The 13,021-nt window shown below is 30.1% G+C and carries 11 protein-coding genes and 1 pseudogene; 10 read left to right on the forward strand and 2 right to left on the reverse strand.

The window, feature by feature from the left end:
- Window positions 1-3 precede the first annotated feature (3 nt).
- Both ACSHW5_RS11840 and ACSHW5_RS11845 read right to left on the reverse strand, forming a co-directional pair.
- Window positions 4-1,038, reverse strand: a complete 1,035-nt coding sequence (locus ACSHW5_RS11840) for a sensor histidine kinase (RefSeq protein ID WP_435676348.1) — start codon at window positions 1,036-1,038, stop codon at window positions 4-6.
- Window positions 1,039-1,277: 239 nt separating this feature from the next.
- Window positions 1,278-2,285 carry a Kelch repeat-containing protein gene (locus ACSHW5_RS11845; protein WP_435676349.1) on the reverse strand — a complete coding sequence of 336 codons (1,008 nt, stop codon included), beginning with the start codon at window positions 2,283-2,285 and terminating at the stop codon, window positions 1,278-1,280.
- 248 nt (window positions 2,286-2,533) lie between these two features.
- Between ACSHW5_RS11845 and ACSHW5_RS11850 the strand changes: the two genes are divergently transcribed.
- The 10 genes and pseudogenes from ACSHW5_RS11850 to ACSHW5_RS11895 form a co-directional block, all read left to right on the forward strand.
- A complete protein-coding gene (locus ACSHW5_RS11850; protein ID WP_435676350.1) occupies window positions 2,534-3,853 on the forward strand; it encodes a DUF4270 family protein in 1,320 nt (439 codons plus the stop codon).
- A 2-nt stretch (window positions 3,854-3,855) separates the two neighbouring features.
- A complete protein-coding gene (locus tag ACSHW5_RS11855) occupies window positions 3,856-5,100 on the forward strand; it encodes a hypothetical protein (protein ID WP_435676351.1) in 1,245 nt (414 codons plus the stop codon).
- A gap of 36 nt (window positions 5,101-5,136) precedes the next feature.
- The gene (gene rluF, locus ACSHW5_RS11860) at window positions 5,137-6,027 is read left to right on the forward strand and encodes a 23S rRNA pseudouridine(2604) synthase RluF (RefSeq protein WP_435676352.1); all 891 of its coding nucleotides are present in this window, start codon (window positions 5,137-5,139) and stop codon (window positions 6,025-6,027) included.
- Window positions 6,028-6,351: 324 nt separating this feature from the next.
- Window positions 6,352-7,482 carry a tRNA guanosine(34) transglycosylase Tgt gene (tgt, locus tag ACSHW5_RS11865; RefSeq protein WP_435676353.1) on the forward strand — a complete coding sequence of 377 codons (1,131 nt, stop codon included), beginning with the start codon at window positions 6,352-6,354 and terminating at the stop codon, window positions 7,480-7,482.
- 43 nt (window positions 7,483-7,525) lie between these two features.
- Window positions 7,526-8,617 (forward strand): LptF/LptG family permease, encoded by a 1,092-nt coding sequence (locus ACSHW5_RS11870; protein WP_435676354.1) that lies wholly within the window; start codon window positions 7,526-7,528, stop codon window positions 8,615-8,617.
- Window positions 8,604-9,518, forward strand: a complete 915-nt coding sequence (locus ACSHW5_RS11875) for a DMT family transporter (RefSeq protein WP_435676355.1) — start codon at window positions 8,604-8,606, stop codon at window positions 9,516-9,518. Before ACSHW5_RS11870 ends, ACSHW5_RS11875 begins: the two co-directional genes overlap by 14 nt.
- Window positions 9,519-9,591: 73 nt before the next feature.
- Complete coding sequence (locus tag ACSHW5_RS11880) at window positions 9,592-10,545, forward strand: acetyl-CoA carboxylase carboxyltransferase subunit alpha (RefSeq protein ID WP_435676356.1); 954 nt, start codon at window positions 9,592-9,594, stop codon at window positions 10,543-10,545.
- Window positions 10,546-10,662: 117 nt separating this feature from the next.
- Complete coding sequence (locus ACSHW5_RS11885) at window positions 10,663-11,946, forward strand: nucleotide sugar dehydrogenase (protein WP_435676357.1); 1,284 nt, start codon at window positions 10,663-10,665, stop codon at window positions 11,944-11,946.
- 1 nt (window position 11,947) lies between these two features.
- Window positions 11,948-12,883: a Gfo/Idh/MocA family protein gene (locus ACSHW5_RS11890; protein WP_435676358.1), complete on the forward strand. Its 936-nt coding sequence runs from the start codon at window positions 11,948-11,950 to the stop codon at window positions 12,881-12,883.
- A pseudogene (locus ACSHW5_RS11895) lies at window positions 12,880-12,972 on the forward strand (NAD-binding protein); the annotation flags it as partial. The gene ACSHW5_RS11890 and the pseudogene ACSHW5_RS11895, both read left to right, overlap by 4 nt.
- Window positions 12,973-13,021 lie beyond the last annotated feature (49 nt).

A 13,021-nucleotide genomic window follows, 5' to 3' on the forward strand; every position in this document is an offset into this window, starting at 1 on the left:
TTGTTATTTTTTTAGATTGATTTTTAAATTTACTTGAAATGATTTTTTTGTGTTATTAATCTCTAATGTGTGAGCGTTTGGATATAATAAGTTTAACCTATTTTTAATATTTTCTAAACCAATACCAGAATCTTTATTGATAGCGTTTTGTAAGGAAGAAAGGTTGTAAACCTCTAGTTGTAATTCATCATTAATAATAGAAATTTTAATGGTAATGTCTGTTTTTCCTTTATAATCTGTGCCATACTTAAAGGCATTTTCTATAAAAGAAATAAGTAGTAAGGGTTCTATTTTATAATTTAAATTTCCATGAACATTTATTCTAACTCCACTAGAATCTTTTAATCGTAATAACTGTAAAGAGATGTAGTTTTTTATATAATCTATTTCTTTTTCTAAAGAAATAAATTCTTCATTGGCTTCGTAAATCATGTAGCGCATAAGTTCAGAAAGCGTAACAATTGCCACGGTTGTATCATCAGATTTTTTATTGGCTAAGGAATAAATACTGTTTAGTGTGTTAAATAAAAAATGAGGGTTCAACTGTGCTTTTAAAAAAGATAATTCTGATGTTACTTTTTGAGAGGCAACAATAGTTCTTTCTTTTTCTGATTTGTACCATTCTGCAACTAACTTTATACAGGTACTTAAAGCAAAAAACAATAACAGTAAAATAGGAGGTCTTAAATTCATACCACCTTCTCTGTGGTTTGGTAGATTATTCTTAAAACCTTGATCTTCAAAAGTTGGTTTTAAAGGAAGCTTTAAAAAGTTTTCTAATATAAAAATAACAGAAATTATAAGGCCTAAAGAAATGATAACGTACAATATAATTTTTTTATTCAGTAAAAATTTAGGAATTAGCACTAAATAATTAAAATAAAAAACGGCTATAAAAATGAAGTTTAAAATGTAAAATTCATTATTAATTGTACTAAACCTAGCATAAGATTGTGTGGCTATAATGGCTAAAAAGAAAACCCATAAAAGAATATGGACTATAATTGATGTGTTTGATTTTTTTAGAATAGTACTCAAATTATTCATTATTTAACAGGTGTAAAAGTATGGCAGTAGAGTCTTAAAAATCTCCCAACAAACTGTTGTTTTTATCACAAAAAAGATTAAAAATTAAGAAACTTAAAATGAGTTGCTCAATTTTTAATCTTAGCATGAAAACATAACTTTTACAAGTTTAAACTATAAAAAGCTCATTTGTGTCTAAACTTTTGTAAAAGCTATGTCAAAAAAAAAAGAAACAATTAATTTAATAAAGATTAATCATCTTCATTTTCGTATTCTTCTGGTTTAAATTCCCAAACGTCATCAAAATAATAGCTACCACTTCTTCCCATTAAAACATAAGCTTTATCATCAAAAGAGAAAGCAGAGGCATTTTGTCTTGCAGAACCTTCAAAAACAGGCAGTTCATCCCACGTATCTGTTGTTGGGTCATAAGACCAGGTTTCTGTAGTAATTGACCCTGCAATTCCGGTAGTTATATATCCCATTCCGTTTAAAGAAAAACCAACACCACTACTTAAAAGAATTTCATAATCGTCATCGTCATCGTCATCATCATCTAAATCTGTTAAACGTGTCCATGTAGTTCCGTTAAAAGAATAAAAATCTTCTTCGTAAGCTCCATTATGAATTCCTAATCCAATATATGCTACATTATTAATTGTAAAAACAGCAGCATCTTGGCGTTTTTGTCCACCAAAACCAATAGATTGTTCCCAAGAATCTGTGGCAACATCGTATTTCCAGAAATCTTTTTGTTCACTTCCATCGTACCCGGTACCAATATAGCCATTGTTATCAATAGCAAAACCAATAGCGCCGTATCTTGCGGTTCCTCCAAAATCTGCTTTTTGTGTCCAAGCATCTGAAGTTGGGTCATATTCCCAGAAATCATTTAATTTAAGACTACCGTCATAACCAGTACCTAAATATCCTTTTCCGTCTATAGAAAAACCCACAGCACCACTTCTGGCAACCCCTGGAAAATTTGCTCTTTGCACCCAGAAATCTCCGTCAGAATTGTACTCCCAAGTATCAGATAAATAATCATCACCATCGTACCCAGTTACCAAATATCCTTTTGTACCAATGGTAAAACTTACAGAATTTGCTCTCGAATTACCATCAAAGGTTGAGCTTTCTACCCAGTTACCTAATTCATAGTCATCGTCATCATCATCACTACAACTTACAAAGAATAATGTGATTAATGTAGCTAAAAATAGAACGCTACTTTTTTGTATTAAATTTGTTTTTCTCATTAGATTTAATTTAGTCATTTGCTTAATTAGTGAGCAAAATTAGAAGCAATTATATTGATAAAAGCACGAAATAGACAAACAAGTATATTTTATAGATGAACATGTAAACCAAATGTTAATTTTCTTAAAAGCTGTTAATTATTGGGGTTAAAGGTGTTTTATAATCATAAGTCTATAAAAAAGTACTGTTTATATATTTTATGATTTCTTATAATAGCGTTCCTAATATTTTTGCCTGAAAAAGTAACATGAAGTATTTAATTATTGGTGTTTTAAGTTTTGTTTTTCTAGCATCTTGTGCTACAAATGATGCCACTTATGAAGTGGGAAGCGATTTTATAGAAAATAATATTCAAGTGAGAGTGATAGATACTTTCTCTATAAAAGCAGGAACTTTTAAACAAGATTCTTTAGTAACATCTAGCACAAATAGAATTTTACTTGGTAGTATTAAAGATGCGCAATGGGGTAATTTATCTGCAAAATCGTATCTACAATTATTAAGTACTAATTTTTCTATTGGCTCTAATGCAGTGTATGATTCTATAGGTATGATTTTAAATTATGATACGTATTATTATGGAGATACTACCAAAATACAAACCTATAAACTTCATAGAATTTCGGAAACGGTAAAAGCAGAAGATAATGGAAGTTTTTACAACACTTCTTCCTTAGAATATGATGATGCTGTTTTAGGACAGCTTTCATTTACGCCAAGACCTAATAGAGCAACCGATTCTTTATTTATTAAAATGGATGATACTTTAGGCGATGAAATTTTTAATAAAATTGTAGATAATGAGATTAATACTTCAGATGACTTTTTACAATATTTTAAAGGATTAGCAATTGTGCCAGATACATCAGAAAATAACCATGTTTTAGGTTTTAATGTACAAACAACTGCAAGTACTCCTGGTAATTCTAGTATGAGGTTGTTTTATAGTATAAATGATGATGATAGTGAAGACAATAATTATTACATCGATTTTGTAATTTCTAGCGCAGCACAACAGTTTAATGAAATTACCACAGATTTATCAGGCACAACTATGGGTGATTTTGAAGATGGAGAAGAAATTAAATTAAGTACAAATACAGACAATTTAATATTTGCGCAAGGCGGAATAGGCATTACGCCAAGAATAGAAATTCCGGCAATTAGAAGGCTTTCTGAAGTTTATGAAAATGCCACTACATTAAGTGCAACCTTAACTTTTAATCCACTACAAGGAAGTTATGATGAAGATAATCCGTTGCCAGAATCTTTAACGGTTTATGTGGTAGATCATAAAAATAGAATTCTTCAACAACTTACAGACTTAGATGGTGTTGCTGTTTCTGCAATCTTAAATCAAGATGATGATGAGTTTCAGAATAATACCTATTACAGTATAGATTTAAGCGGCTATGTAGAAGAAATATTCTATTCAGATACCGACTTAAATTATGCCTTAATGATTGAATATAATGATTACGCAAAAAAAGTAAATAGAATGATTATAGACAATAATTCTAGTACTAAAACTGAAATTAAATTATCAGTCAAATATTTAAACTATTAGGAATGAAAAAAAACATATTAGTACTAGTATTAGTGGCATCAATAAATGTTTTATTTGGGCAAAATAATACAAATACACCCTATTCTTTATATGGATTAGGTGTAGAAAACAAAACAGCAACAGGAGGTTTAACAGGGCTAGGAAATACAGGTATTGCACAATCAAATCCGTTTGAAATTAATTTATTTAATCCAGCAAGTTTGGGAAATATTTTGCAAAAATCATTTTTATATGAGTTTGGTTTAAATGGAACCTACACAACTTTAAAAACCCAGAATATTAGCGAAAGTAGTAGTAATGGTAATATTTCGCACATTGCCATTGCATTTCCTATTAAAAAAGATTGGGGTTTGGGCGTTGGTTTGCTTCCTTATACAAAAACAGGATACAATATTGATGTAGAAAATGCCATTGAAGGATCTACAGATACGTATATTACTAGAATAACAGGAGTAGGAGGTTTGAATAAATTTTATATCTCTACAGGATTTAAAGTAATAAAAGACTTAACTTTAGGAGTAGATATTTCTTTTCTTTTTGGATCTATAGAACAAGAAAGTCAAATTTACACAGACTCTTATGTTTCTATTACAGATCAAAATCATTATGGCGGAGTAAAACTAAAAACAGGTTTTCAGTACAAATTACCAACAATTAAAGGCATAGAAACTACACTTGGTGGTACCTTAGAATTGCCGTCTTCGTTAAGTGGCAACCAAACAAGAACTTCTTATAAAACCTCTTCTGGAGACACATCGGTTTCAATAGAAGATGAAGTAGAAAATGACTTAGATAATTTTGAACTTCCGTTTACCTATGGATTTGGAATTACATCTTTAATCAATAAAAAATTTACCACTAGTTTAGATTATAGAAAACTATTGTGGAATGATACAAAGCAAGAACAAAATAATGAAAGTTACGCAAATCAATCTATTTATGCTTTTGGTTTACAATACATGTCTGCAAAAAATAAATACGATTATTGGTCTAATGTAAAATATAGGTTTGGACTTAATTATAACACAGGTTTTTTAAAAATATCTAACCAACAGATAGATAGTTATTTTGTTTCTGTTGGAGTAGGTATGCCAATGAAAAAGTATAGTAACGATAATTTTAATATTTCATATTCTTATGGGAGAGAAGGCACGTTAGAAAACAAATTAATTCAAGAAAATTTTCATAAAATTACATTAAATTTAAACTTTGTTGGCAAATGGTTTGATAAAAGGAAAATAGATTAATAATCTTATACTTACTTTTGCAGAAAATATTTTTCATTGAATACTACAAATCAACAATCTATAAACCTTAATAAATACATCAGTTCTTCCGGAATTTGCTCTAGAAGAGAGGCAGAAAAATTTATAAATGAAGGCAGAGTTACCATCAACGGTAAACCAACGCAATTAGGAAACAGAGTTGCTAAAAAAGACGTTGTAAAGTTAGATGGTAGACTAGTAGAACCTAAAAATGTTACGCTATACATTGCTTTAAATAAGCCGGTGGGCATTGTTTCTACCACAGATGAAAGAGAACCAAATAATATTGTAAAACACGTAAATTATCCAGAAAGGTTATTTCCTATTGGGCGTTTAGACAAACCCTCTGAAGGTTTAATTTTTTTAACAAATGATGGAGACATCGTAAATAAAATTTTACGCGCAGGCAACAATCATGAGAAAGAATACTTTGTAACAGTAAACAAATCTATCACGGCAGAGTTTATTCAAGAAATGGGAAATGGAATTCCTATTTTAGGAACAATAACCAAAAAATGTTTGGTAGAAAAAGTGAGCGATAAAATTTTTAAAATCGTTTTAACCCAAGGTTTAAATCGTCAAATTCGTAGAATGTGCGAATATTTAGACTATGAAGTTACCAAGTTAAAACGTACAAGAATTATGAATGTAGAGCTTGGCTACTTACAAGCAGGAGATTGGCGAGAATTATCAGAAGAAGAAATGAAAGAAATTAATAAAATGATTTCTACATCGTCTAAAACCCAAGAAGCATCTGTAGTTAAGGAGAAACCTAAAAAGCAAGTTTCAAAGAAAAAAGCGGCTCCAACTAAAAACGATTTCAATAAAAAAAGCGCTTCTTTTAGAAAATCATCACCAAAAAGTAAAAGAAACAACTCAAGTTTTTCATCAAAAAAGAAACGTTGGTAAATTTATTTTGGGCGTTCCCTTGCAGGTCAGGCTTTACGCTATATCTTTTTTAAACGTATATATGCAAAAGCATATATAAGCTTAAAAAAGGATGCCGCTTCAATCCTTAACGCACTTTTTTGCCAATTAAAAGCTATACCCCATCTTTTTGCCTTTTTTATAACACTTCATTTTATTTTTCAATTCTTAAATAATAGTATCTTTGCACGCAATGAAATAAAATTTTATTTATATCAAAATAAATAAAATAGAGAACAAAGTGGTTACACGCGTTCTTAATTTTGTGATTAATTTTAGTTACAAAAATCATCAAAAAATAAACGATTGAAATTCGACTTAAAAATTACCGACCCAAAATCTAAGGCAAGAGCAGGAAGTATAACTACAGATCATGGAGTCATAGAAACGCCAATTTTTATGCCTGTAGGAACTGTTGGAACCGTAAAAGGAGTACATCAAACAGAACTAAAAAACGAAATAAATCCTGATATTATTTTAGGAAACACCTACCATTTATACTTGCGTCCGGGTTTAGATATTTTAGAAAAAGCAGGTGGTTTGCACAAGTTTATGAATTGGGATAGAAATATTCTAACAGATTCTGGAGGATACCAAGTATATTCTCTTTCTGGAAGAAGAAAAATTAATGAAGAAGGGGTAAAGTTTAAAAGTCATATAGATGGTTCTATGCACTTTTTTACGCCAGAAAATGTTATGGAAACCCAACGTACAATTGGTGCAGATATTATTATGGCATTTGATGAATGTACACCATATCCTTGCGATTATAATTACGCAAAACGTTCTATGCATATGACGCATAGATGGTTAACTAGATGTATTAATCATTTAGATAAATTACCTTACAAATACGGTTTTGAGCAAACTTTTATGCCCATTGTACAAGGAAGTACCTATAAAGATTTACGTAGACAATCTGCAGAATATATTGCAAATTCTGGTCAGCAAGCAAATGCAATTGGAGGCCTTTCTGTAGGTGAACCCGCAGAAGAAATGTATGCAATGACAGAAGTTGTTACAGAAATTTTACCAGAAGACAAGCCACGTTATTTAATGGGCGTTGGTACGCCAATTAACATTTTAGAAAACATAGCTTTAGGTATAGATATGTTTGATTGTGTAATGCCAACAAGAAACGCTAGAAATGGTATGTTGTTTACAGCACATGGAAGCATCAATATAAAAAATAAAAAGTGGGCAGAAGATTTTTCTCCAATAGATGATATGGGAATTACTTGGGTAGATACTATGTACTCTAAAGCTTATTTGCGTCATTTATTTGCAGCTAAAGAAATGTTAGGAAAACAAATTGCCTCTATCCATAATTTAGGTTTTTACGTTTGGTTAACTAGAGAAGCAAGAAAACATATTATTGCAGGAGATTTTAGAGAGTGGAAAGATATGATGGTAAAACAAATGGATAATAGACTTTAATTATGAAGAACAACTTATTTTAAATACCAATAAAGCTGCGCTCTTGAAAATAATAGATAAATACATATTAAAACGTTATTTGGTAACATTTTTGTTTACCTTATTAATCTTGATACCTATTGCCATTGCAATAGATATTGCAGAAAAAATAGATAATTTTTTAGAACATGTAGATCTAGGCTTCTATCAAATTATAGATGAATATTATATTAATTTTGTAATTTATTACGCCAATACTTTTATGCCCTTGGCGCTGTTTATTGCGGTAATTTTATTTACATCAAAATTATCTAATAACACAGAAATCATTGCAATTACCAATGCAAAAGTATCTTTCACTAGATTTTTATACCCCTATTTTTTAGGAGCTACTTTGGTAACGGTAGTTTCTTTATTAATGAATCATTTTGTGGTTCCTAATAGTAGTAAAGAAAGAAAAAAGTTTGAAAATACCTATGTAAGAAATAAATGGCAAGCTAATGAATTAAAATATGTAAAAGAGTTTAGTTTACAATTAACCGATAGCACATATATTTTCATTAGAAATTTTAATACAGAAACCAATTCTGGTTATGATTTTACTTCCGAAGTTTATGATGGATTAAAATTAAAATCGAAGTTAGTTGCAGACAATATTAGATTTAAACCAAAAGATTCTACTTTTACTTTACTGAATTGGAAAAAAAGACAAATTTACGAGAATAGAGATAGTATTTTTTCAGGAAATAAGATAGATACAGTTTTTAATTTTACACCCAAAGATTTAATATACAAATCTGCTTTGGCGCAGGAAATGCCATCTAATGAATTACTTACGTTTATAGATATTTCTAAGAAAAGAGGCGTTAAAAATCTAAATGCGTATTTGGTAGAATTTTATAAAAGAACCAGTTTACCATTAGCCTCTTATATTTTAACAATTATTGCTGTGGCCTTGGCGTTTAGGAAGCGTAGAGGAGGTACAGGAGTTAATTTAGCATTGGGAATTGGTATTATGTTTTTCTATGTTTTTTTAATGAAAATTTCAGAAGTTTTAGGAGCCGTAGCTGGCGTAAACTCACTTTTATATGTATGGCTTCCAAATATTTTCTTTGGCTGTTTAGCCATTTATTTGTATAATAATGCTAGAAAGTAGACTCAAAAATTACTTGCTATTACACTTTATTGTTTTTATTTGGGGGTTTACCGCAATTTTAGGAGCATTAATTTCTATAGATGCCATACCTTTAGTTTGGTATAGAATGTTGTTGGCAGTTATTTTTATTGTTTGTTATTTTATCATCAAAAGAAAATCTTTTAAAATTGAAAATAAAGCAATTGTAAAGTTTTTTTTTACAGGAATTCTTATAGCATTGCATTGGATTTTCTTTTTTAAAGCCATAAAAGTTTCTAACGTTTCAGTAGCATTGGTAACCATGAGTACCGGGGCTTTTTTTACCTCTTTAATAGAACCTCTTTTTTTTAAAAGGAAAATTAATGCAATAGAAATACTACTGGGATTACTGGTTATACTGGGGTTGTATATTATTTTTAATTTTGAAAGTCAATTTAAATTAGGAATTATATATGCGTTAATAGCTTCGTTTTTAGGTACTTTATTTTCTGTTTTAAATGGACTTTTTATTAAAAAACATTCGGCAGACACAATAACATTATATCAATTAATTTTTGGTGTTTTAGGGGTTACTTGCTATTTATTATGTACAAATAAATTTTCTGCGGAGTTTTTTCAACTTCCAAAAATGGATTGGATTTATTTACTAATTTTAAGTAGTATTTGTACAGCCTATGCTTTTGTTATCTCTGTAAAAGTTATGAAATATTTATCGCCATATACCGTTATGCTTACCGTAAATTTAGAGCCTATTTATGCTATAATAATGGCGTTATTTGTTTTTGGTGATAAAGAAAAAATGAATCCTACCTTTTACGTAGGCGCTTTTTTGGTGTTATTTGTAGTTTTATTAAATGGAATTATTAAGAACAGAAAATACATCAAAAATAAAATTATTGAAAAAACGAATCGAAAAAAGTGAGAATTTATTGTAAATACAGCCAATTTTTATAGTATGTTTGTTTCTGCAATTAACTAAATAATATAACTACAAGATGGAATATTTAGAATTCGAAATGCCCATTAAAGAACTTTTAGATCAATTACAAAAGTGTGAAATTATAGGTAAGGAAAGTGACGTTGATGTAACTGGTACCTGTAAAAAAATTGAAAAAAAACTAGATAAAGCTAGGAAAGATATATACAAGAATTTAACTCCTTGGCAGCGTGTACAACTATCTAGACATCCGAATAGACCTTACACCTTAGATTATATTAGAGCAATTTGTGGCAACACTTTTATGGAATTGCATGGAGATAGAAATGTAAAAGATGACAAAGCCATGATTGGTGGTTTGGGTAAAATAGGAGACCAGTCTTTTATGTTTATAGGTCAACAAAAAGGATACAATACCAAAACAAGACAATATAGAAATTTTGGAATGGCAAATCCAGAAGGATATAGAAAAGCATTGCGTTTAATGAAAATGGCAGAAAAATTTAGAATTCCTGTTGTTACTTTATTAGATACTCCAGGCGCTTATCCAGGATTGGAAGCAGAAGAACGCGGACAAGGAGAAGCAATTGCTAGAAATATTCTTGAAATGACACGTTTAAAAACACCTATAATTACAGTAGTAATTGGTGAAGGAGCTTCTGGTGGTGCTGTTGGTATTGGTGTTGGAGATAGAGTTTATATGATGGAAAATACTTGGTATACTGTAATTTCTCCAGAATCTTGTTCTTCAATTTTATGGAGAAGTTGGGAATTTAAAGAACAAGCAGCTGAAGCGTTAAAGCTAACAGGTGCTGATATGGTAAGATTGAAATTAATAGATGGTATTATAGAAGAGCCAGTTGGTGGCGCACATACTAATAGAGAAGATGCTTTTAAAGCTGTAGAAAATCAGATTTTAGCGGCTTTTGAAGAACTAAAAAACTTAAATGATACTGATTTAGTTATAAAAAGGATGGACAAGTATGCAGCAATGGGTATTTATAAAGAATAAATAAAAGTGATTAACTATTATACCAACTATTCTATATTCAGAAGAAGTTAAGAACTTCTTGTACTAAATTTTCTTTTAGAAAAAAAGAAAGAAAATAGTAGTAAGAAAATACATAAAATGAGTCAGCTAAAAATAGCTATTATAGGTTTAGGCTATGTGGGGTTACCATTAGCAAGATTATTCGCTACAAAATATGCCGTAGTTGGTTTTGATGTTGATGCTAATAGAGTCTCAGAAATTCTATTAGGAATTGATGATACACAAGAAATATCTAAAGAAACCCTACAAGAAGTATTAGTAGAAAAACCATCAGATAAAAAAGGATTGTTTTGTACAACTTCTGTACATGAAATTAAAGATTGTAATTATTATATCATTACAGTTCCTACTCCGGTAGATAAAAAAAATAGACCAAATTTAAAATCTTTAATAAAGGCAAGCGAAACGGTAGGTGCAGTTTTAAAAAATGGCGATGTTGTAATTTACGAATCTACTGTGTATCCGGGGGCAACTGAAGAAGAGTGTGTTCCTGTTTTAGAAAGAGTATCTGGTTTGCAGTTTAATAAAGATTTTTTCTGTGGATATTCTCCGGAAAGAATTAATCCAGGAGATAAAGAAAGAACTGTAGAAAAAATATTAAAGGTTACTTCTGGTTCAACTTTAGAAATAGGGAAAAAGATAGATGAGTTATACAAATCTGTAATTACGGCAGGTACACATTTAGCGCCAACAATAAAAGTAGCTGAAGCTTCTAAAGTGATAGAAAACTCACAAAGAGATGTTAATATTGCCTTTGTAAATGAATTGGCTAAGATTTTTGGCTTAATGAATATTAATACATACGATGTTTTAGCAGCAGCAGGTACAAAATGGAATTTCTTGCCATTTACACCGGGTTTGGTTGGCGGACATTGTATTGGAGTAGATCCGTATTATTTAGCTAGAAAAGCACAGGAGTTAGGCTATAATCCAGAAATAATTTTAGCAGGAAGAAGAATTAATGAAAGCATGGGCAGATATGTATCTAGCCAAGTAATTAAGTTAATGATTCAAAAAGAAGTAGAAATAAAAGGAGCCGAAGTGTTAATTTTAGGAATTACTTTTAAAGAAAACTGCCCAGATTTAAGAAACACAAAGGTTTTAGATATTATTAAATCTTTAAAGGAGTATGGTGTACAAATTACGGTTTATGATCCTTGGGTTCATAAGGAAGAACTGGCAGCAAAACATCAATTAAAATTGATAAAAAATACTCCTGAAAATAAATTTGATGCCATAATTCTAGCTGTAAACCATAAAGAATTTAAAGATTTAGACTATCGTAATTTACGGAACGATAAGTCCGTAATTTACGATGTTAAAAATAGTATTCCAACACAAATAAAAGATGGAGGATTATAAAATGAAAAATTTCGCATTAATAGGAGCCGCAGGTTATATTGCGCCAAGACATTTAAGAGCAATAAAAGATACTCATAATAATTTAATAGCGGCGTTAGATAAATTTGATAGTGTTGGTATTATGGATAGTTATTTTCCAAAAGCCGATTTTTTTGTAGAATTTGAACGATTTGATCGTCATATAGAAAAATTAAAACGCCAGCAAAATGTTCATTTAGATTATGTAAGTATTTGTACGCCAAATTATTTACATGATTCTCATATTAGAATGGCATTGCGCAGAGGTGCAGATGCTATTTGTGAAAAACCATTAGTCTTAAACCCTTGGAATGTAGATGCTTTAAGTGATATTGAGCAAGAATACGGTCAAAAAATAAATACAATTCTACAATTACGTTTACATCCAAGTATTATTGCATTAAAGCAAAAAGTTGTAGCCGCAAACAAAAAGGAAAAATACGATGTAGATTTAACCTATATTACTTCTAGAGGTAATTGGTACGACATTTCCTGGAAAGGAGACGCCTCTAAATCAGGAGGAATAGCCACTAATATTGGTATCCATTTTTATGACATGCTTTCTTGGATTTTTGGCGAAGTACAAGAAAATAAAGTACATTTAAGAGAAAAAGACAAATCTGCCGGATATTTGGAGTTTGAAAATGCTAGAGTAAGATGGTATTTGTCTATTGATGAAAATTCCTTGCCTAAAGAAGTTCAAGAAAAAGGACAAAGAACCTATAGATCTATAACTGTAGATGGAGAAGAAATAGAATTTAGCGGAGGATTTACAGAATTGCACACAAAAAGTTATCAAGGAATTTTAAAAGGAAATGGTTTTGGTCTAGAAGATGCTAGAAATTCTATAAATATTGTACATGCAATTCGTAATAATGGCTTGGTAACTCAGGGAGAAAAACATCCTTTTGTAAGATGAAAATAGCAGTAATTGGTACAGGTTATGTTGGTTTGGTTACTGGAACTTGTTTTTCCGAAATGGGAAACACAGTTACTTGTGTAGATGTAACAAAAGGTTAAAAGTGTATTGAATTGTAGACTGTTTTTTTGAAACTAG

This window comes from Polaribacter sp. (assembly GCF_051251875.1).
GTDB lineage: Bacteria > Bacteroidota > Bacteroidia > Flavobacteriales > Flavobacteriaceae > Polaribacter.

Bases quoted from the DNA above. Each gene is read 5' to 3' on its own strand.
- ACSHW5_RS11885 (WP_435676357.1), top strand. From the start codon at position 10,663: ATGAGTCAGCTAAAAATAGCTATTATAGGTTTAGGCTATGTGGGGTTA.
- ACSHW5_RS11890 (WP_435676358.1), top strand. From the start codon at position 11,948: ATGAAAAATTTCGCATTAATAGGAGCCGCAGGTTATATTGCGCCAAGA.
- ACSHW5_RS11855 (WP_435676351.1), top strand. From the start codon at position 3,856: ATGAAAAAAAACATATTAGTACTAGTATTAGTGGCATCAATAAATGTT.
- ACSHW5_RS11850 (WP_435676350.1), top strand. From the start codon at position 2,534: ATGAAGTATTTAATTATTGGTGTTTTAAGTTTTGTTTTTCTAGCATCT.
- ACSHW5_RS11880 (WP_435676356.1), top strand. From the start codon at position 9,592: ATGGAATATTTAGAATTCGAAATGCCCATTAAAGAACTTTTAGATCAA.
- ACSHW5_RS11875 (WP_435676355.1), top strand. From the start codon at position 8,604: ATGCTAGAAAGTAGACTCAAAAATTACTTGCTATTACACTTTATTGTT.
- ACSHW5_RS11845 (WP_435676349.1), bottom strand. From the start codon at position 2,285: ATGAGAAAAACAAATTTAATACAAAAAAGTAGCGTTCTATTTTTAGCT.